General features: G+C 44.4%; 18 protein-coding genes. 4 read left to right on the top strand and 14 right to left on the bottom strand.

Annotated elements, in window-relative coordinates; translation table 11 throughout:
• Positions 1-59: 59 nt before the first annotated feature.
• The 14 genes from QQL60_RS11555 to dsbD form a co-directional block, all read right to left on the bottom strand.
• Positions 60-1,325 carry a DUF2254 domain-containing protein gene (locus QQL60_RS11555; RefSeq protein ID WP_007144008.1) on the bottom strand — a complete coding sequence of 422 codons (1,266 nt, stop codon included), beginning with the start codon at positions 1,323-1,325 and terminating at the stop codon, positions 60-62.
• 126 nt (positions 1,326-1,451) lie between these two features.
• Positions 1,452-1,796 (bottom strand): iron-sulfur cluster insertion protein ErpA, encoded by a 345-nt coding sequence (gene erpA, locus QQL60_RS11550; protein ID WP_007144007.1) that lies wholly within the window; start codon positions 1,794-1,796, stop codon positions 1,452-1,454.
• A 65-nt stretch (positions 1,797-1,861) separates the two neighbouring features.
• On the bottom strand, positions 1,862-2,305 hold the full coding sequence (locus QQL60_RS11545) for a bactofilin family protein (protein ID WP_007144006.1): 444 nt from the start codon (positions 2,303-2,305) through the stop codon (positions 1,862-1,864).
• A 12-nt stretch (positions 2,306-2,317) separates the two neighbouring features.
• Positions 2,318-3,010, bottom strand: coding sequence for a DUF6776 family protein (locus tag QQL60_RS11540; RefSeq protein WP_007144005.1), 693 nt, complete (start codon positions 3,008-3,010; stop codon positions 2,318-2,320).
• Entirely contained in the window at positions 3,010-4,041 is a 1,032-nt protein-coding gene (gene argC / locus QQL60_RS11535) for an N-acetyl-gamma-glutamyl-phosphate reductase (protein WP_284723384.1), read from the bottom strand. The genes QQL60_RS11540 and argC overlap by 1 nt, the downstream gene beginning before the upstream one ends.
• A gap of 74 nt (positions 4,042-4,115) precedes the next feature.
• The gene (locus QQL60_RS11530; RefSeq protein WP_284723383.1) at positions 4,116-6,752 is read right to left on the bottom strand and encodes a class I adenylate cyclase domain-containing protein; all 2,637 of its coding nucleotides are present in this window, start codon (positions 6,750-6,752) and stop codon (positions 4,116-4,118) included.
• Between the two features lie 17 nt (positions 6,753-6,769).
• Positions 6,770-8,332, bottom strand: a complete 1,563-nt coding sequence (purH, locus tag QQL60_RS11525) for a bifunctional phosphoribosylaminoimidazolecarboxamide formyltransferase/IMP cyclohydrolase (RefSeq protein ID WP_284723382.1) — start codon at positions 8,330-8,332, stop codon at positions 6,770-6,772.
• A 33-nt stretch (positions 8,333-8,365) separates the two neighbouring features.
• Positions 8,366-8,656, bottom strand: a complete 291-nt coding sequence (gene fis, locus QQL60_RS11520) for a DNA-binding transcriptional regulator Fis (RefSeq protein ID WP_273178458.1) — start codon at positions 8,654-8,656, stop codon at positions 8,366-8,368.
• On the bottom strand, positions 8,653-9,660 hold the full coding sequence (dusB, locus tag QQL60_RS11515) for a tRNA dihydrouridine synthase DusB (RefSeq protein WP_284451540.1): 1,008 nt from the start codon (positions 9,658-9,660) through the stop codon (positions 8,653-8,655). The genes fis and dusB overlap by 4 nt, the downstream gene beginning before the upstream one ends.
• Positions 9,650-10,522 carry a 50S ribosomal protein L11 methyltransferase gene (prmA, locus tag QQL60_RS11510; RefSeq protein WP_284723381.1) on the bottom strand — a complete coding sequence of 291 codons (873 nt, stop codon included), beginning with the start codon at positions 10,520-10,522 and terminating at the stop codon, positions 9,650-9,652. The genes dusB and prmA overlap by 11 nt, the downstream gene beginning before the upstream one ends.
• Before the next feature lie 6 nt (positions 10,523-10,528).
• Entirely contained in the window at positions 10,529-11,869 is a 1,341-nt protein-coding gene (gene accC / locus QQL60_RS11505) for an acetyl-CoA carboxylase biotin carboxylase subunit (protein WP_273178455.1), read from the bottom strand.
• Positions 11,870-11,932: 63 nt separating this feature from the next.
• Entirely contained in the window at positions 11,933-12,382 is a 450-nt protein-coding gene (accB, locus tag QQL60_RS11500; RefSeq protein WP_284723380.1) for an acetyl-CoA carboxylase biotin carboxyl carrier protein, read from the bottom strand.
• 22 nt (positions 12,383-12,404) lie between these two features.
• Positions 12,405-12,842, bottom strand: coding sequence for a type II 3-dehydroquinate dehydratase (gene aroQ / locus QQL60_RS11495; RefSeq protein WP_284723379.1), 438 nt, complete (start codon positions 12,840-12,842; stop codon positions 12,405-12,407).
• Positions 12,843-12,978: 136 nt separating this feature from the next.
• A complete protein-coding gene (gene dsbD, locus QQL60_RS11490) occupies positions 12,979-14,796 on the bottom strand; it encodes a protein-disulfide reductase DsbD (protein ID WP_284723378.1) in 1,818 nt (605 codons plus the stop codon).
• Between the two features lie 140 nt (positions 14,797-14,936).
• Here dsbD and QQL60_RS11485 point away from each other — a divergent pair, with 140 nt between their 5' ends.
• The 4 genes from QQL60_RS11485 (at position 14,937) to QQL60_RS11470 (ending at position 19,867) form a co-directional block, all read left to right on the top strand.
• Complete coding sequence (locus QQL60_RS11485) at positions 14,937-16,583, top strand: inorganic phosphate transporter (protein WP_284451544.1); 1,647 nt, start codon at positions 14,937-14,939, stop codon at positions 16,581-16,583.
• 189 nt (positions 16,584-16,772) lie between these two features.
• Entirely contained in the window at positions 16,773-17,465 is a 693-nt protein-coding gene (phoB, locus tag QQL60_RS11480; RefSeq protein ID WP_273178450.1) for a phosphate regulon transcriptional regulator PhoB, read from the top strand.
• A 12-nt stretch (positions 17,466-17,477) separates the two neighbouring features.
• A complete protein-coding gene (gene phoR, locus QQL60_RS11475; protein WP_284723377.1) occupies positions 17,478-18,767 on the top strand; it encodes a phosphate regulon sensor histidine kinase PhoR in 1,290 nt (429 codons plus the stop codon).
• Between the two features lie 143 nt (positions 18,768-18,910).
• Positions 18,911-19,867, top strand: a complete 957-nt coding sequence (locus tag QQL60_RS11470) for a PstS family phosphate ABC transporter substrate-binding protein (RefSeq protein WP_007143991.1) — start codon at positions 18,911-18,913, stop codon at positions 19,865-19,867.
• The last annotated feature ends 74 nt before the right edge of the window (positions 19,868-19,941 follow it).

Raw genomic sequence — 19,941 nt, 5'->3', positions numbered from 1 at the left:
ATTCATTTTATGGGTAAAACAAATTTTAGTAAAGTGTATTTTTGTGACAGATGTTTAAATTATGAAGATTTGATCGTGTCTCGTAATACTTGCAAGCGTTGTTTATCTGCATCTAACTTTAAGCTTAATAAAGCACGTTGATAAGCAAGTTCAGAGTGTTTGTCTACACAGCTCTCAAAGCATTCGGGACAGATTTGTTTTAAGGCTAGTAATGATTTTTGCAGTCGTATATGAATCTCAAGCATGCTAGCCCCATCCCGGCTGATGGGTAGAAAAATATCATCAAAAAGATTATCTAGCTTCACTTCTGGCATACGAACATGTGGGTAGGCAATACTCTCGTCAGCATCATCAAGATTTTTATGCTCTTGCCATAGTGATAGGACTCTGACTGCCCGACTCAAAATATCAATGGCAGTACCCGGATCATTCACGGCAGGAGAGAGTGCGCGGGAGGCGATTTCAGCGAGTACAGTGAAACCAAAGCGAGGATCCTGATCAAATGATCTCAAGTCATTGATGGTAAGTGCTTTATTGATAGTTTCATCAATCGTATCAGATTGAGCACCGTCATAATAAGCAACAGCTTCACCTGGATGAACGAAGTGACCTGGCTCTATATACAAACAGATTTCAGTTTCATTTGATTCGGCACAGCGGTTGAGTCCACCCAAATCAATATGCTCGATATAACCAATGTGCTTAACATAAACAGCGTTTTTGCCTTTCTTGGGTGGGTTGTCTTTGTCTAAGCGTTTTGCACCAAGGCATGGATAGTCAATACGTTGTTTCATGGCTTCTGTAAGAGCTTCTTCCACACGGTTCGTGGTTTCACTCAATCGACCTAATAAAGATAGGTGCTCTATCCAACGCAAGATGGTGACAACGATCAGGATGATAACGCCGATAGTCACGGTAAACAGGATTAAACGACCATTTTCTCCATAGATATCGGTGCTCAAGGCAATAATACCGACCAGACTGAACAAAAAAGAGCCGATGAACGTTGCAAGTACATTCTGGGTCGTGGTGTCTTGCCTGACCAGTTGGGTTGCTCTTGGGGTCGCACTTGAGCTTGCTGCTGCATAAGCAGAGACCATAACACTGAGAGAAAACGTCGTGACGGCAAGCATGCTCGAAGCGAGGATATTTAGGATGCCTCGAACAGCCTCAGCACCAATCTCAAATGGAAGAGGGCTGTGTATCAATGATTGTGCGGGAATGGCAATTAATGCTGTCACAATAGCCAGTACTGCAAATAATGAGGCTCTCAACCACAATGTGCGCGTGAGTTGAGTTAATAACCATTGCCATTTTGATATCATCTTCTACCCTCTATCCGTATCGTTTCAGAATAATGAACCCGTCGTTAACAGGCAATAAAGACAATAAATGACGGCAAAAAAAAACCGATGTTGAAACACCGGTTTTTTGAGGTCATATGTTTTTACTTATGGTGAGAAAGAGGAGCCGCAACCACAGGTTGTTGTAGCATTTGGATTACGAATGACGAATTGAGAACCTTCAATGCCATCCGTGTAATCAATCTCTGCACCAACCAAGTATTGATAACTTGCTGGATCAATCAATAAAGTGACACCACCTTTTTCTACTTGTGTATCACCATCACTGACTTCTTCTTCGAAGGTAAAGCCATATTGGAAACCTGAGCAACCGCCTCCAGTAATGAATACTCGCAGCTTGAGCTGATCATTACCTTCTTCAGCGATAAGATTGCTGACTTTTGCTGCCGCCGCCTCGGTAAAAATGATTGGGCTGGGCATTTCGCTTGTCATGTCATCACTCCGAATAAATGGTTAATTAATAGCCATTATCCAATTCTGACTAAAATAGTCAAGATTTAGCTTTTTTGCTCAAGGTGGAAAGACGCTTTTTCATCAAAGACTTCATGCTCGACATGGAGTATATCTTCCTCTTCGTCCTGAGAGCGAATTAAGTGACCGTTCACTTCACTTCCCATGGCCATCTCGATCATGCGGTAATAAAGGTTGCCATTGATACGTGCTTTTGGCGCAAGCTCCACATGTTCTGATGCGAAGACATTACCATTTATTTCACCATTAATGATGAGATTAGGCACACGGACTTCCCCATCAATTTTTCCTTGTTCACTCAGGGTTAATAAGGAACCATCATCATTGGCAACAATAGTTCCTTGAATGCTGCCATCGATACGTAAACCACCACTGAAGTTGATATCGCCTTTTAGGTGTGTATCACGACCAATTAATGTATCTATGCGGGTCGTTGTTTTTTTCTTTTTTGGTTTATCTTTTTTGAACATGATGAACCTCATTTATGGCAGGGTAGTGGACACTTCCCACTGAAAAGTACGTTTAGTTAAGACTTTTTTATTTTGTTTTAATTCGATATCAATGCTTTTCGGTTGTTCATTCTCTTCGATGCTGAATACACCTTCAAGCACTTGCACATGTTTTAGTTTCAAACTGTGTTTATTGGCCAGCCGAGGTTTGGTTTTATCATCGGCAAAATTCAATGTCACCAATACATCACCTTTGATTGCTTTTGAGATTTTTTTACCTTGAGTAATAACAATCCGATAGAAATACTGCGATAGATTATCTGGATTGGCTCTGAGATGAAGCTCTCGTATCTGAAGTTCACTACTGGCATTACCCTGGGTAATATTCTGATAGAACAATAGTTCTTTGTTCAGCTCAATGACTTGATCCTGCAATCTTTCTAGATTCGATTGTAACTGAGAGTCGGTGGCATCCTGCATCGCCTGCATTCGCGAAATATCATTTACCTGCGAGGACAGAAGTTTATTTTGCTCAAGTAACTTCTTGTTTTCTTCCTGAAGAATTTTGTTCTGTTTTGTTAGTTCAGCAAGGTGTTTGTTTTGTTCACTTTGCCATTGGGTGGTCCAATACCAGACAATCGAAGTTGATACTGTGAGTGTTATCAGCAGTAGCAAAAAGGTTCTAAACGGTCGTCTGGTTTGGATTACATACGGTTTATCAATCATCAGGGCATCATCGCAATTACATTAATCCCTGTTTTTTCATCGAGGCCAAACATGATATTCATATTATGGATAGCCTGGCCTGAAGCGCCTTTGACCAAATTATCAATAACAGAAAGAACAACCACCGTATCACTGTTTTGAGGTTGGTGTACTGCGATTCGGCAGATATTACTACCCTGAACGCTACGTGTTTCTGGCATGGAGCCGATCGGCATCACATCCACAAAAGGCTCGTTAGCATAACGCTCTTCAAACACTTTTTGTAAGTTCACATCGTGCGTGGTGAGTCGACCATATAAGGTCGCATGAATGCCTCTGACCATAGGAGCCAAGTGCGGAATAAAGGTTAAATCCACTTCTTGCTGGCAATGCTGGGATAAGACTTCACGGATTTCAGGCAAGTGGCGATGACCACTCACGCCATAGGCTTTAAAGCTGCCACTGGTTTCTGCCATCAGCATGGGGATGGCCGCTTTTCTGCCAGCACCACTGACGCCAGTTTTTGCATCCGCAATTAAGTGCAGGGGATCAATTAATCCTGCTTCCAATAATGGCAAAAAGCCCAGTTCTGTGGCTGTTGGATAACAGCCCGGTACAGCAACTAACTGTGCGTCTTTGATCTTGTCGCGATTCAGTTCCGGTAAACCATAAACGGCATGTTCAAATAACTCAGGACAAGTATGCTGGGTGTTGTACCACTGCTCCCAGACAGCAAGGTCTTTGAGCCTGAAGTCAGCAGAAAGATCGATAACCCGTGTATTACGTTTAATCAATTCAGGTACTAATGCCATCGCCACGGTATGAGGGGTGGCGAAGAAAACCACATCACATTGAGCAAGAATGTCGGGATCTGGCTCTGAAAAGGCGATATTTACATGACCACGCAAGTTTGGAAAAAGATCGCTGACGGGCATGCCTGATTCACTTCGGGAGGTGATAACTTCCAGTGAGACCTCAGGGTGATTAGCAAGTAATCTTAATAGTTCGACACCTGTATATCCGGTGCCACCAACAATGCCGACTTTGATCATAACTTACTCTGTCGTCCGATAATGAAAGACCAACATAATAAAAGAGCACAGGCCAAAGAGAAAGCCCGTATCGATTATTGTTGGTTGAAAAGTTGTTCCAAACGGTTCTTTTGCTGAATATATATAGCCGTTGGGTAAGCGTGATTATCAGTAAATTGTAGTTGATTGATATAAAGCGGATATGTCTGGTTATTTTGTCGTAAGGAATGAATAAGCTGATGGACTTGAGCAAATAAGCTTGTATCATCAGCACGGCCTTCAAACCATTTTTTACCACACATAATGGTGCAGGCTGCATCCAGTGCCGGACTCTCCATGGTCACCTGAACAGGTAGAAAAGTTTGTGTTGAGTTCTGTCGGGCAATCGCATTGATTTTCCAGCCCTGCTGGTGATGGCTGAGCAAATAAAAGCGGATATGTTTAAGTTTATTGCATGCCTTAATGTGTGACAGAAACATTTGAAGGTGCCCCATCAGGGTCGACTCACTGAGATGCTGAACTTGCTGGCGGACAAGATTGGCATATTCATCAATAAGATAATACACCACGGTATTTTTCTCGAGATAAAGAAAAATACTTACTTGCTCAGCTGTCTGATAGCTCAATAGGGTATTCAGTAGTTGGTCTTTATCAAGATAGCTATCCAGCGCCTGCGCTGTGAAAGTGTTTGTATTGTCAGCAAGGTGTTGCCAGATGGTTTGTGACATCGGCCGTCTTACATATTCAACTTGCCCATCATGCCATTGAAGTTGATAAGGACGATCGGCCAGATTAATCAAAAATTTTCCACGTTGTGAATGAGTTTGATAAAGCTGGCAAACTTGCGGTATTAACGTTTCAAAGCGATGGTTTATTGATTTTTCAAATCCTGGCGTTGTACACCAGCTATTCACTCTGGGAGGAGCTGCTGGCTGCCAAAGTAGCAGACTGGTGAGCATCTCCAGCACAGCCGTCTGACCCTGATAAAACGTACTGTAAATCTGACCATGGCTGGAGATAAACAAGCAATCGATCGTTAATACCAGACTTTCTTTAAAGGAGCTGTAATTGAGCGGATCATTTTGCTTGCTGGCGAGTTGTAAACCCTGTTGAGAAAGTTTATTGCTGGGCTGCTGCTCCAGATTAGGGAATACCAAAACCTGAACAATGGTTTCCGTTGTTGTGATGTCTGCTTGTTGCTTCGGGATATCAAGCAGGCCCAGACCCTGGTTGATAATGTAATGACTGAGCTCTATGACAGATGATGTTGTGTACTTCTGGTGTTGGTCTGTCACACTCAGCCAGTTGGTTTTTGCTAACAGATGATGATTGATCGCCCAGCTTAAAACATCGATGAGTTGCGAATGTTGGTATAAGCCCGATTTTGCATTATCTGCAAGCGGCACCTGACTGACCAGCCAGTCTTGTTGATCCTTGAATCTGTATAAATACAAACGGCTTTCATTAAGTTCAGGGCGAAATGATAGTGGCAGTGAGGGAATCTGATTTCCCTGCGGTTGAAAACGCAAACGGTATAACTGCTTGAGATAAGTTATCTCATGGCGGGTATCCAGTTGATGTTTTTTACAATAAAACTCGAGCTTTTCTAATAAAGACTGAATAACTGGGGCTAATCTAGTAAACCAAAGTTGGTTTTGTTTGATATTGGAGTGGCGATTATCCAATGTTTGTAATTGGATTTCAGACCATCCCCACAACGTTGTCAGCTGTTTTACAAATTCTCTGCGCCATGGATGCTGAGCTTGGTTTAGCTGAACAGAAAGTGCTTCCTGACTTTCCTTATAGAATACTTCTCTGGCGATATTGATTAATGATTCTTCAGTGTGTGATTCAATAATGGAGAGTTTTAATGCCTGGTTCTCCAGAGCGGAAAAGCGAGACTCACCGCGATAAATAGCTTGTTTTAAAACAGACGACAGTAATGGAAAAGACGTCACCTTTTGTAATAGAAGAGGCAGATAGAGCAGATCAAGTGAGACATGTCCGTCTAACAGAACGTCTTTGCCTACGGCATAAGTCGTTTCAAACAGGGCACTTTGATCAACAACCTTGACCGGACCAAAATCCACCAGATTGTATTGTTTAAATTTAGCCTGTGATTTGAACTCATCAACAATGGCTTGATGATCTGTCGCTTCTTCATGGCTTATCAGCCACCAATAAGGGTCAGCACCTGCCAGAACAATACCTTGTGTATAAAACTGTTCTTTTTGCCCTTCAGATAAGGCAGTGTTATCTGCTAATGCCTTTTCGGTGAGTAACTGTGTTTTCAGCCATAGCCCATTTTCTTCGCACCAAGCGGTGATGGCATCTAACTTTAATTGCAGTTGCTGGCGCTGTTCAATATCGACAAGATCAGAACAGAGTACCCATAACTCAAATTCCGTTTTATCGGAGTAGCTGTAATGATGGTGAGGGTTGATAAGATAAAGACCGCGCAAGGGATAACGACGTAAAGCGCGTACACGATGACTGAAGCTGCGATTCAGTTGTTGTGCTTTGTTTATCGTGTCCTGTGACGGGCGATAATCAAGCAAGCCAGCCGGCACATCATCACTGATATAACCCGGCAGCAGCTTGGCATTGATATGTAAGAAAAGGGGTAATAATTGAAAAATTAACGCCTGACGAGTAGGCGCCATTTCAATTAAGTGTTGAAAGCGCTGACAATTTAGCGATTGGAATAAACGATAAGCCTCAACGCGATCCACAAACAATCCGCGGTTATTTAATGTCTGAAGTGACGCATGCCAGTAAAGACCATGGCAATACCATGCTCATTTGCTGCCGCGATAACTTCATCATCACGCATAGAGCCGCCTGGTTGAATAACAGCTTTAATACCTGCCGCTGCTGCCGCATCCAGGCCATCTCGGAATGGGAAAAAGGCATCAGAAGCCATCACGGCACCTGGTACCGTTAAACCCGCATCTTCAGCTTTAATACCCGCAATTCGACTACTCACAACACGGCTCATCTGTCCGGCACCAATACCAACAGTCTGTTGATTTTTGACATACACAATGGCGTTTGATTTCACAAACTTAGCGACACGCCAGGCAAATAATAAGTCAGCCATTTGTTCTTCAGATGGGGCTATTTCAGTGACCACTTTCAGATCGGCTTTTTGCACCAGTGCTTCATCACGGTCCTGAACTAATAAACCACCGTTAACACGTTTGTAATCCAGTCCAGTTGCAGCATTGTTTTCAAACTCGCCACAGGCCAATAAACGCACATTGGCTTTTTGAGCGACGATTGCCTGGGCTTCTTCACTGATTGATGGTGCGATAATGACTTCGACAAACTGGCGATCAATAATGGCTTTTGCTGTCTCAGCATCTAATGGACGATTAAAGGCGATAATACCGCCAAAGGCCGAGGTTGGATCGGTTTCGTAAGCTAAGTCATATGCCTTGAGCAAGCTATCTGCGACAGCCACACCACACGGGTTGGCATGTTTAACAATCACACAGGCAGGCGCTTCAGGGAACGCTTTCACACATTCCAGCGCGGCATCTGTATCGGCAATATTGTTATATGACAGTTCTTTACCCTGCAATTGCTTGGCAGCACTGATGGTGCCAGAGGCAGGATTCGCTTCGGTATAGAAAGCGGCATTTTGGTGAGGATTTTCACCGTAACGCATGTCTTGTTTTTTCACGAACTGGCTATTAAATGTACGTGAGAAAGAGGCTTTTTCTTCACCGGTTAATTTGCCCAGATAGTTGGCGATAGCACCGTCATAATGTGCTGTATGTTCAAATGTTTTTACTGCTAAATCAAAACGGGTGGCATCATCGACACCGCCATTGGCTTCGATTTGTGCTACAACGTTGGCGTAGTCAGCAGGATCAATCAACACAGTGACATCCGCATGATTTTTGGCCGCAGCACGCAGCATGGTGGGGCCACCAATATCAATATTCTCAATAGCCATCGGCAAGGTGCAGTCATCACGTGCAATCGTGGCTTCAAAGGGATAAAGGTTAACGACTACCAGATCAATCGGAGCAATATCATGCTCAGCCATAATGGCGTCATCGGTACCACGACGACCTAATAAACCACCATGAATTTTGGGGTGTAATGTTTTGATACGGCCATCCATCATTTCTGGGAAGCCAGTATGTGAGGAGACTTCTTTTACTGGTAAGCCTGCTTCGGCTAATAATTTGGCTGTACCGCCAGTGGATAACAGTTCTACACCGAGCTTGTTTAATTGCTGGGCTAATTCAAGCACACCAGTTTTGTCTGATACGCTCAATAGAGCACGTTTGATTTGATTCATTGAAAATCACTTCCAGGAGATAAAAAATTCGATTTATAAGCCGTATTGCTTAAGCTTTTTACGTAATGTTCCACGGTTAATACCGAGAATTTCAGCTGCACGACTTTGGTTGCCGTTGGTATGTTCCAGGGTGGCTTTGAGCAGGGGAACTTCGACTTCCGTCATTAACATTTCATACAAGTTGGCTGCAGGATGACCTTCCAGTTGTTCGAAGTAATCAGCCAGTGCACGCGTCACACACACATTCAATGGTGCCGCTGTTTGCTCAGCGGCGACAGCTAGCTCTGCGCATGTAGTTGAATCTTTGGCTAGCGGTTGAGTCATGCGGCTTGAATATCCTGTTGTTCTTGTAGTTGATCAAAAAACTGACGTGTAAAGTCTACCTGCTGTTGCGGTGATTCGAGCAAATTCATTTCCTGACGGAAGGCATTACCATTTCGTAGGCCTTTGCTATACCAGGCAATGTGTTTTCGCGCCATTCTGACACCAGAAAAATCACCATAAAAATCGTACAGGTTTTCCAGGTGTTCAATCAAGATTTGACGAATTTCAGCAACAGAAGGAGATGATAACAGTTTGTCATGCTCAAGGTAATGGATAATTTGTCTAAAAATCCATGGGTTACCCTGGGCAGCACGCCCAATCATTAAGCCATCAACGCCAGTTTTATTGAGTACTTCAGCTGCTTTTAATGGCGAATCTATATCGCCATTAGCAATAATTGGCATGGATGAAATAGCCGCTTTTATTTCTGCAATGGTGTCATATTCGGCTTCGCCTTTATAGGCATCCGCTCGTGTTCTGCCATGAATCGCTAAGGCTTGTATGCCAGATTGTTCGGCAATACGGGCGATTATTAAACCATTACGATTATCTCTATCCCAACCGGTACGTATTTTCAGGGTGACAGGCACATCGACAGCATTTACCACTGATTCAAGGATGCTGGCCACTAATGATTCATCCTGCAATAGAGCAGAACCCGCCATCACATTACAGACTTTTTTTGCAGGACAGCCCATATTGATATCAATGATGTGGGCACCTTGATCGACATTATGTTTTGCTGCTTCAGCCATCATTTTGGGATCGGCACCAGCAATCTGTACACTACGCGGTTCTGGCTCACCTGCATGGTTGGCACGTAATAAAGATTTTTTGCTGGCCCATAAGGCTTTGTTTGCGGTAATCATTTCTGATACCGCCATTCCCGCACCAAGTCGACGACAAAGCTGGCGGAATGGGCGATCCGTCACTCCTGCCATCGGCGCCAGAAATAAATTATTCGGCAAACGGTATGGCCCGATACTGAGGGTGTTACCTTGCATGACGAGTGCCGTTTAATCGAGTCCAATCTTCCTTGATGGTAGGCGCTTGCATATCAAACCATGCAGCATAGCTATCCGATACTTCCTGAGCCTGTACCTCTAATATGCCTGACAATACCAGCTCCGCACTGGGTTTGGCCAGATTGGCAAAACGTGGCGCAAGGGTTTGAAGTGGGCCGGCCAGAATATTCGCCAATAATAGGTCACATGGTTCATCCGGACAGTCACCGGGCAAATAGGCTTCGATCTCGACGCCATTACGTGCAGCATTGGCACGTGTCGCTTCAAGTGCCTGCGGATCGGTATCGACACCAATAACACGTTCAGCCCCCAGCAAGGCGGCAGCAATCGCCAAAATACCACTACCGCAGCCATAATCAATCACGTATTTACCTTTGAGATCTGCCTGGTCTAACCAGTTCAGACATAAGGCTGTGGTGGGGTGGGTACCGGTACCGAATGCCAGACCGGGATCGAGCAAAATATTGACCGCATCAGGTGCTGGTGGTGTATGCCAGCTAGGACATATCCATAAACGCTCGCCAAACTGGATAGGATGAAAGTTATCCATCCATTCCCTTTCCCAGTCTTTATCTTCAACGGCTTCAACACGATATGGCGGCATATCGTTTACCAGCGTTGATAACATCTTGTCGACATCATCAGGATTGGTTTCCGCATCAAATAAGGCAACAACGCGTGTTGCCGTCCACAAAGGTGTGGTACCCAAATCGGGTTCGTAAATAGGCTGATCGGCATCATCTTCAAATGTGACAGCCGCTGCACCGCACTCAGAAAACGCATCAGACAAGGCATCTGCCTTGTCTGATGTGGTGTTACAAATAAATTGAATCCAGGCCATGGTTGATTACATGCCCAGTTTCTTTTCAAGGTAATGAATATTGGTGCCACCCGTTTGGAAGTGAGTGTCGTCCATGATGTCACGTTGCAGCTCAACGTTGGTTTTAATGCCTTCAATACCAATTTCTTTTAAGGCTGTTTGCATACGGGCAATCGCGATATCACGTGTTTTACCGTAAGCAATCAGTTTGCCGATCAGAGAATCGTAATTTGGTGGTACACGGTAGCCACTATAAATGTGAGAATCCATACGGATACCGGCACCGCCTGGTGCATGATAAGACGTAATTTGTCCTGGGCTTGGCATAAACGTGCGAGGGTCTTCAGCATTGATACGGCATTCAATGGCATGTCCACGCATGACAATATCTTCTTGTTTAATAGATAGTGGTTCACCAGCCGCAATGCGTATTTGTTGCACCAGCAGATCAACATCAGTTACACGTTCAGTAACCGGATGCTCTACCTGAATACGGGTATTCATCTCGATGAAATAGAATTCACCATCCTGATAGAGAAACTCAAAGGTACCAGCACCACGGTAACCAATGCGCACACAAGCTTCCGCACAGATTTTACCCATACGATCACGCATTTCTGGGGTGATGCCTGGAGCAGGAGCTTCCTCAACAACTTTTTGATGGCGACGCTGCATAGAGCAGTCGCGTTCACCTAAGTGAATAGCATTGCCATGCTGATCGGCGAGTACCTGGAATTCAATATGGCGAGGATTTTCCAGGAATTTCTCCATATAAACCATGCCATTACCAAATGCTGCTTTTGCTTCACTACGTGTTAAGGCAATAGCGTTCAGCAAGTGTGCTTCACTGTGAACTTCGCGCATACCACGACCACCACCACCACCGGCGGCTTTAATAATGATCGGATAGCCGATTTCACGTGCCAGACGTAAATTGGTTTCATCATCATTACCTAATGGGCCGTCAGAGCCTGGTACACAAGGTACACCAGCTTCTTTCATCGCTTTAATTGCCGATACCTTATCACCCATCAGACGGATGGTATCAGCACGTGGACCGATGAAAATAAAGCCACTTTCTTCTACACGTTCTGCAAAGTCAGCATTTTCAGATAAAAAGCCATAACCGGGGTGAATTGCTGTGGCATCTGTAATTTCAGCAGCACTGATAAGTGCAGGGATGTTGAGATAACTTTCACTAGAGGGGGCAGGGCCAATACAAACAGTCTCATCAGCTAGCAAAACGTGTTTTAAGTCACGGTCTACGGTTGAGTGAACAGCAACCGTTTTGATGCCTAGCTCCCAACATGCCCGCAAGATACGCAAGGCAATCTCGCCTCGGTTAGCAATAACAATTTTATCGATCATAATTTGGTTTTAATCCACAATTCAGGGTGAGCAATGGCTATGCTGAGATAGCCAGCGTGACTGTTATTCGATAATGACTAGCGGCTCGTCAAATTCAACAGGATCACCGTTTTCAACCAGAATAGCTTTAACTGTTCCGCTACGGTCAGCTTCGATTTGGTTGAACATTTTCATCGCTTCGATGATGCAGATGACATCACCAGCAGATACGGATTGGCCAACTTCAACAAATGGCGCGGCTTCAGGTGATGATGAACGATAGAAAGTCCCCACCATTGGTGAGCGGACAGCATTGGCTTCATTGACCGTTTTGGCTGTTTCTACTGCGGGTGCTGGAGCAGGGGCTGCCGCTGGAGCAGCATAATGAGCAGGTGCTGGAGCGCTGTAAGAAACAGCCGCAGAATGGTGATTACGACTGATACGTACTGATTCTTCACCTTCTGAAATTTCAATTTCAGATACGTCAGATTCTTGGATCAAATCAATCAGTTTTTTTATTTTACGAATGTCCATGCTAAAACCTTATATTTAGTCGTTATGGGTTGAGTTGTCTGATGGCAGATGCCAAAGCTAATTCGTAGCCTTGGGTGCCAAGTCCACAAATCACGCCTACTGCAATATCTGACAGGTAGGAGTGATGGCGGAATGTTTCGCGTGCGTGAATATTAGAAATATGTACTTCGATGAAAGGAATTTTGACCGCGGATAAAGCATCTCGTAATGCCACACTGGTGTGTGTGAATGCAGCCGGATTAATAATGATGAAATCAGCCTTACCTCTGACAGCATGAATTTTTTCAATTAATTGATGCTCTGCATTGGTTTGAAAAAAATCGAGTTGGTGTGAGGCATCTGTTGCGATTGCATCCAGGCGTTGTTGAACATTGTCCAGCGTGTCAGCACCATAATGTTCAGGCTCGCGTGTCCCAAGCAGATTGAGATTGGGGCCGTTAAGCACAACAATATTCGCCATTGCGATCCTTCAATTACGGGTCAAAGATAATAGGCGGAATTGTGCACCAGCAAACTGATGATGTCCAGTTTATCGAAATAAAAAGCGGCTTTTTGTTGCTATTTTCGCCGAAAAGTCTGGTTTCTGGAGTTTTCTGTTATTGGCGCTGAATCTGCTTAATGTGATCCAAGAAGGTATCGGTTTTTACAAAGCCAACCAGCCGGTGTTGCTTTAGTTCTTTGCCTGTTTTATCGAAAAACAACATGGTCGGAGGGCCAAATACCCGCAGTGATTTCAGCATATCCTGATGGACTTGCGTATTTTCCGTCATATCCAGTTGCAGCAAGGTGTAATTTTTCATTGCGGCAATGACTTCAGGATCCTGAAACGTTGTGTTTTCCATCGTTTTACATTCGGTACACCAGTCGGCATAAAAATCCAGCATCACCGGTTGTGTTGTGCTGGCCAGTCGACGATTCAGTTCGTTCAGATCGCTTATACGTGAAAAAGTAAGGTGTTGTGACACCAGTGACTTGTCAGAGCTTAGTGCCATCGCCTTAAGCGGTTGCCAGACATTTTGGCTGCCACTCGCACCACCAATCATCAACATTGCGCCGTATATAAAGAGTATTAAACCGACACCTTTACTAAGTTTATTGAGATCCGTGGCATCAATATCAAGATGATTAAATGCGCCAAGGTAGACGGCGGTCACAATTAATAAGCCGCCCCAAAGAATCAACGTCAGCCAACCGGGGATGATGCGTTCCAACATCCAGATGGCCAGACCTAATAGCAGGACGCCAAACACCGATTTAATAAACATCATCCAGTTGCCGGCTTTAGGAAGCAGTTTGCCAGCCGATGTACCAATGATAAGCAGAGGTATACCCATCCCTATACTCAGCGCAAATAAAGCGAGTCCGCCTAATACGGGATCGGCATGTTGGCCGATAAAAATTAAGGTACCCGCCAGCGGTGGCGCCAGACAAGGGCCAACAATCAAGCCTGACAGTAAACCCATCATCGCTACTCCCATCAGTTTGCCACCTTGCTGCTTGTGACTGAGTTGATGTAGGCGGTGTTGAACGGTGTGGGGCAGTTGCAACTCGTATAAGCCGAACATGGATAAAGCGAGAATAACGAATAAGGCACTGAATGCACTGATTATCCATGGATTTTGAAACATCGCTTGTAAGTTTTCACCGAGTAATCCCGTGATCACTCCGGCAATGGTATATGTCACTGACATCGCCAAAACATAGACAAGCGACAAGGTGAAAGCACGGCGGGTAGTGATGTGTTCTCCTTCGCCGACAATGATGCTGGATAAAATAGGAATCATCGGGAAGATACAGGGGGTAAATGCCAGTAACAGGCCCAATCCAATAAAGCCGAGAATGATTTGGCCTAGGTTTTCCTGTTCCAGTTTCTGAGCGATACGGTCTTGTTCGGTGAGTTGATTAGCAATGGGTTTGGCATCATCCGCTTTTTGTTGCGGGGCTTGGCTGAGGGCTGGTAAAGCCAGATCAACTTGTTGCTCAGAAGGCGGATAACAAATACCAAATTTTTCTGAACATCCCTGAAAGCGTGCTTTGAGAGTAAATGTGCTTGGACCTTCAGGGCGCTCAATGGGCATGATCAGTGATAAATCATGATGATAAACCTGCACTAAACCAAAGGTTTCATCTTGCTTGTTTTCGCCTGCGGGTAGCGATATCTGGCCTAACTTAACGTTGTCATTACCAACCACTTCAAACTGAATTTTATTCTGGTACAGGTAGTTACCATCGAGTACTTTCCAATGTGCCAGAATGCTGTTGGCATCATTGACTTCTGCGCTGAATTGAAAAGCGTCTTCGACAAGTGGTGGGACCTCTTCATCACTGCCCAGACCTAAACCATCAAACAGGCTGCTGCGCGCATGTGCATTAAAAACGGTTAGCAGTAATATAAAAAATAAAAATTTTTTCATCAGTCTCAAATGCTTGTCAGAAGGTTGTATAACAAGACAATCATAGCAGGCAATAGTTACATCGGTCTTGTCTGGGGTATGCCTCATGTCACATTGCTGTAATAATTGCGCCGTTTTGGGTAGTTATTAACGGAATCATCGTGGAAATAAAAGACATCCATAAAATTGAAAAACAAGCCTATAAGAAGAGTCATGCTGAACTAACCAGAATCGGCATGGCCCTTTTTTTTATGGTGGCCGTGCTCGGCTACAGCTTTGTTACCAGTGGCGGCGTTCCCAATAATCTCTTTCTGGCAATAGCCACTGTCTTTGGCGCTTATATGGCAATGAATATCGGTGCCAATGATGTTGCCAACAATGTCGGGCCTGCGGTGGGCTCCAAGGCTTTGACAATGACTGGTGCCATTGTCATCGCGATGATTTTTGAGGCCAGCGGCGCCATTATTGCTGGTGGCGATGTGGTTTCCACGATTAAAAATGGCATCATCGATATCAATGCCTTTGGTCAGGAGAGTGATACTTTCATCTGGGCAATGATGGCCGCGTTACTAGCGGCTGCACTCTGGTTAAATATGGCGACATTTGCTCGCGCACCTGTTTCAACCACGCATTCTATTGTCGGTGGTGTGATGGGAGCAGGTATTGCCGCAGCAGGGTTTAAGATTGTGAACTGGGGAACGATGGGCGCCATAGTGGGCTCATGGGTAATTTCTCCAGTGATTGGTGGTGTGGTGGCCGCCGCTTTCTTGTTTGCCATCAAAAAAACCATTATCTTTCAGGAAAACAAAATAGCCGCCTCGCTGAAATGGGTACCGGTGTATGTATCGATCATGGCATGGGCTTTTGTAACTTATCTGGTCTTAAAAGGCCTGAAACACATCTGGCCGAAGTTCTTAACCTTGGTCAATGACTGGTTGTTCACCGTCGACATCGTCGATAAACCAAGCATGTTGCAAGCATCAACTATTGGTTTGATCGTCGCTTTTATTTCCTTCTTTTTAGTCAAAGCCTCATTGCGCCGTCGTTTGCCCAAGCTGAAAAACGATCGTGAAAGCATCAATATTCTGTTTACCATCCCATTAATTTTTGCTGCGGCTTTATTGAGTTTTGCTCATGGGGCGAATGATGTGGCTAATGCAATCGGGCCGCTGGCAGCGATCCATGATGCTGTGATGACTGGCGGTATTAATGCCAAAGCGGGCATACCCTTCTGGGTAATGGCTGTCGGTGCCTTTGGTATAGCGCTTGGACTTGGCCTCTATGGTCCCCGTTTGATTCGCACCGTGGGGGGTGAAATTACTGAACTGGATCAAATGCGTGCATTTTCGATTGCGATGGCAGCCGCTATCACGGTCATTATCGCCAGCCAGTTAGGGTTGCCGGTCAGCTCAACGCATATTGCCATTGGCGGTGTTTTTGGTGTTGGTTTCTTGCGAGAATGGATGGATAAGTCGAGTAGCCTCAAGCAAGAAATTGAGCGAGATAAACAAGAAATTCAGGAAGAAAAACGTTTATTAAGCGCATTACGCAGTGAGCTGAATATGTTGCTCGATAAAAAACAAAAGTCAGCGGCTGATTACCAGCGCATCACTCAGTTATATAGCTCAATTGACCGTGAAAAAGACACGCTCAAAAAAGCCAAAAAAGTATTGAAGAAAGAAAAGAAAAGTCTTTACGTCAAACGCGATATTGTTAAAAAAATTGTTACAGCCTGGTTAATCACTGTCCCTGCCGCCGCAGTATTAGCTGCATCGTTGTTTTATATGATTAAGGGAATTATGAGTTAAAACAACGGCATATGTTTTGACATAAAACTGTCATAAAGCCACATTTTCCAGCGGAAATTGTGGCTTTATATTTTTCAGATAGTCTATAAAGTAGCCTGCAATGGTAATAAAAACACGGTTGTTACGAAATTGTCATAATTCAGAGGTAAGATACTTGGACTATGATTGAAGAAATACTGGGATGAATTTATGGCTACAAGCGTATTAGTGGTTGAAGATGATGTCGCCATCAGGGATATGTTGACGTTCACCCTGAAACAGGCCGGTCTGACCTGCGAGTCGGTTGGTGATGCAGAATCTGGTTTGGACTTATTAAAAAATAACCAACCCGATATGATTTTACTCGACTGGATGTTACCTGGCATTGATGGCATTGAGTTTATTCGTCGTCTGCGTGCTAACGAGTTTCTGGCCAATATTCCCGTCATCATGCTCACTGCCAAAGGTGAAAGCGAAGACATGGTCAAAGGTCTTGCTGTTGGGGCTGATGATTACGTCAATAAACCTTTTTCACCACCTGAGCTTATCGCTCGTATTAAAGCAGTATTACGTCGCTGCCAGCCGCCAGAAAATGAAGATGCTCAGAAACTCCAGTTTGGCAATTTAGTGCTGGATACAAAAAGTCATCGTGTCACTGTTGATGATGTGCGTGTTGAATTAGGGCCTACCGAGTTTCGCTTATTACACTTTTTCATGAAAAATCCTGAACGCGCATATGGTCGCTCACAGTTACTGGATTATGTCTGGGGCGATACCGTGTACATTGAAGAACGTACCGTGGATGTCCATATACGTCGTTTGCGCAAAGCACTTGAGCCAACAGGCCATGATCAATTTATCCAGACCGTTCGAGGTGTTGGATACCGTTTTTCAGTCGATTAAGCGAACTGAAATATGCAATGGGATAATTGGCGGCTACTGACACTAGTCAGTCTGGCAGGTTTTGTCGGGCTGTTATTTGGTCAAATGATGGCGTTTATGTTTGTTGCCACTTTGGCCTATGCTTTGTGGCTTCAGCATAACTGGTACAAACTCTGGTATTGGTTACAAAAACCCAAAAAACGTCGCTCGCCCAGTGCGGAAGGGGTCATTGATGATGTCTGTCGTCAGATTGAGCAGATGCGTCAACAAAATAGTAATCGGAAAAGAAAACTAACCGGATACCTTAAACGCTTTCAATCAGCAACAGCCGCCTTACCGGATGGCATCGTTGTCTTGGGTGAGTTTGGTGAAGTGGATTGGGCAAATCAGGCCGCTCGAGAGTTATTAGGCGTACGCTGGCCCCGGGATAACAATGTCAGGATCAATAATCTCATTCGTGAACCTGCTTTTCAGCACTTACTGGAAAATCATATCCACCTCGGCGGCACGACGACGGTCAAATCACCGCTGAATGAAGATGTGCAGCTGGAAGTCAAGCTGGTGAACTACATGGGCTCGGGCCGCTTATTGATTGCCCGTGATATTACCCAGACCATCAAACTTCAGCGTATGCGTCGTGACTTTGTTGCTAATGTTTCGCATGAACTAAAAACACCTCTAACCGTTTTACGAGGTTATCTGGAAGCGTTTACCGAAGATACCGATCCGGAACAGTGGAAAATGGCTCTGCCAGCAATGCGTCAGCAAAGTGAACGTATGCATTTGATGATTAAGGATTTATTGGTCTTATCTCAGTTGGAGACTGGAGAAAAATCATTACGTCGCATTCCAACGGATGTGGACAAGTTGCTGCATTCGATCATTGAGGATGCCAAGGCATTGGAGCACTACCATGAGCATCAGTTCAGTCTCAATCTGGAAACAGATAAATGGTTGATTTGTGATTTGGGTGAAGTACGAAGTGCAATATCTAATCTGGTATTCAATGCGGTGAAATATACTCCTGCGGGTTGCAAGGTCACACTCAGCTGGCGCGAAACAGATGATGGCGTCTGCATTGAAGTAACGGATGAAGGGGAAGGTATAGCGGCTCATCACTTAGATCGGCTGACGGAACGTTTCTACCGTGTTGATAAAGGTCGTAGTAGTGATGCTGGCGGCACAGGGCTGGGCTTAGCGATCGTTAAACACGTGCTGCAAAGACATGGCGCAAGACTGATTATCACTAGCGAGTTAGGCAAAGGTAGCAGTTTTAAATGTTGCTTTCCTGAGACAGCAGCAGTGGAGAAAATCCCGGTATAAATGCCCGTTAAACAAAGAAAAAATGTCTCTGTCATCTCTTTGTCATATATTTTTCATATCCTTGTCACACGCTAAACTCATACTACCTAGCGCTTACGTTAATAACGTTGCTTTTTTCTTTTAATTTTTGGGAGTTGAACACTATGTTCAAGAAAAACCTTGCTCTGCTAGGTGCTGCAATGACGATGGCTTTCTCGCCGCTGACATTCGCTGGTGATATTGATCCTGCTTTACCTGACTACGAAAAAGTGAGCGGTATTTCAGGCAGCTTATCGAGTGTTGGTTCAGACACATTAGCTAACTTGATGACAATGTGGGCTGAAGAGTTCAAACGTGAATACCCAAATGTGAGTATTCAAATTCAGGCTGCAGGTTCTTCAACTGCGCCACCTGCATTGACTGAAGGTACTTCTAACTTTGGTCCAATGAGCCGCAAAATGAAAGATAAAGAAGACGCGGCATTTGAAGCGAAATATGGTTACAAAGCCACCCCAATTCGTGTTGCTATCGATGCCTTGGCTGTCTATGTGCACAAAGACAACCCAATTGATGGTCTGACCATTCCTCAAGTGGATGCGATTTTCTCTGCAACCCGCACCTGTGGTTACCCAGAAGACATTACTAACTGGAAACAGCTAGGTCAGGATTTAGGTAACATCCAACTGTACGGTCGTAACTCTGTTTCCGGTACTTATGGTTACTTTAAAGATCACGCTTTATGTAAAGGTGACTACAAAAACAGCGTAAATGAGCAACCAGGTTCAGCATCTGTTGTTCAAGGTGTAACAAAATCGCTTAACGGTATTGGTTACTCAGGTATCGGTTATAAAACGTCTGGTGTTAAAGCACTTGCTTTAGCTAAAGAAGAAGGCGGTAAAATGATTCCTGCAACATTAGATAATGCAGCGAATGGTTCTTACCCGCTTTCACGTTACTTATACGTTTACATCAACAAAGCGCCTAACAAACCATTAGCGCCGATTGATCGTGAATTCATTAAAATGATTCTGTCTAAAGTGGGTCAGAAAGTAGTCGTTAAAGATGGCTATATTCCACTTCCAGACTCAGTTGTAGAAAAAGAACTGCAAAAGCTGCAATAAAACAGCATTTGTCATGATCAGGAAGACGCCTCGTTTTTACGGGGCGTTTTTTCTAAATTTATCGCTAAAAACAC

The organism is Methylophaga thalassica, assembly GCF_030159795.1.
In the GTDB taxonomy this organism is placed as follows: Bacteria; Pseudomonadota; Gammaproteobacteria; order Nitrosococcales; family Methylophagaceae; genus Methylophaga; species Methylophaga thalassica.
Note: the sequence above shows the minus strand (reverse complement) of the source record. Positions and strands in the feature narration are given on the sequence as shown.

Coding starts and splice junctions, on each gene's coding strand:
- purH (WP_284723382.1), bottom strand. CDS start 8,332: ATGAATCAAATCAAACGTGCTCTATTGAGCGTATCAGACAAAACTGGT.
- prmA (WP_284723381.1), bottom strand. CDS start 10,522: ATGGCCTGGATTCAATTTATTTGTAACACCACATCAGACAAGGCAGAT.
- phoB (WP_273178450.1), top strand. CDS start 16,773: ATGGCTACAAGCGTATTAGTGGTTGAAGATGATGTCGCCATCAGGGAT.
- QQL60_RS11545 (WP_007144006.1), bottom strand. CDS start 2,305: ATGTTCAAAAAAGATAAACCAAAAAAGAAAAAAACAACGACCCGCATA.
- dsbD (WP_284723378.1), bottom strand. CDS start 14,796: ATGAAAAAATTTTTATTTTTTATATTACTGCTAACCGTTTTTAATGCA.
- phoR (WP_284723377.1), top strand. CDS start 17,478: ATGCAATGGGATAATTGGCGGCTACTGACACTAGTCAGTCTGGCAGGT.
- aroQ (WP_284723379.1), bottom strand. CDS start 12,842: ATGGCGAATATTGTTGTGCTTAACGGCCCCAATCTCAATCTGCTTGGG.
- accC (WP_273178455.1), bottom strand. CDS start 11,869: ATGATCGATAAAATTGTTATTGCTAACCGAGGCGAGATTGCCTTGCGT.
- QQL60_RS11540 (WP_007144005.1), bottom strand. CDS start 3,010: ATGATTGATAAACCGTATGTAATCCAAACCAGACGACCGTTTAGAACC.
- accB (WP_284723380.1), bottom strand. CDS start 12,382: ATGGACATTCGTAAAATAAAAAAACTGATTGATTTGATCCAAGAATCT.
- QQL60_RS11470 (WP_007143991.1), top strand. CDS start 18,911: ATGTTCAAGAAAAACCTTGCTCTGCTAGGTGCTGCAATGACGATGGCT.
- argC (WP_284723384.1), bottom strand. CDS start 4,041: ATGATCAAAGTCGGCATTGTTGGTGGCACCGGATATACAGGTGTCGAA.
- QQL60_RS11555 (WP_007144008.1), bottom strand. CDS start 1,325: ATGATATCAAAATGGCAATGGTTATTAACTCAACTCACGCGCACATTG.
- fis (WP_273178458.1), bottom strand. CDS start 8,656: ATGACTCAACCGCTAGCCAAAGATTCAACTACATGCGCAGAGCTAGCT.
- dusB (WP_284451540.1), bottom strand. CDS start 9,660: ATGCAAGGTAACACCCTCAGTATCGGGCCATACCGTTTGCCGAATAAT.
- erpA (WP_007144007.1), bottom strand. CDS start 1,796: ATGACAAGCGAAATGCCCAGCCCAATCATTTTTACCGAGGCGGCGGCA.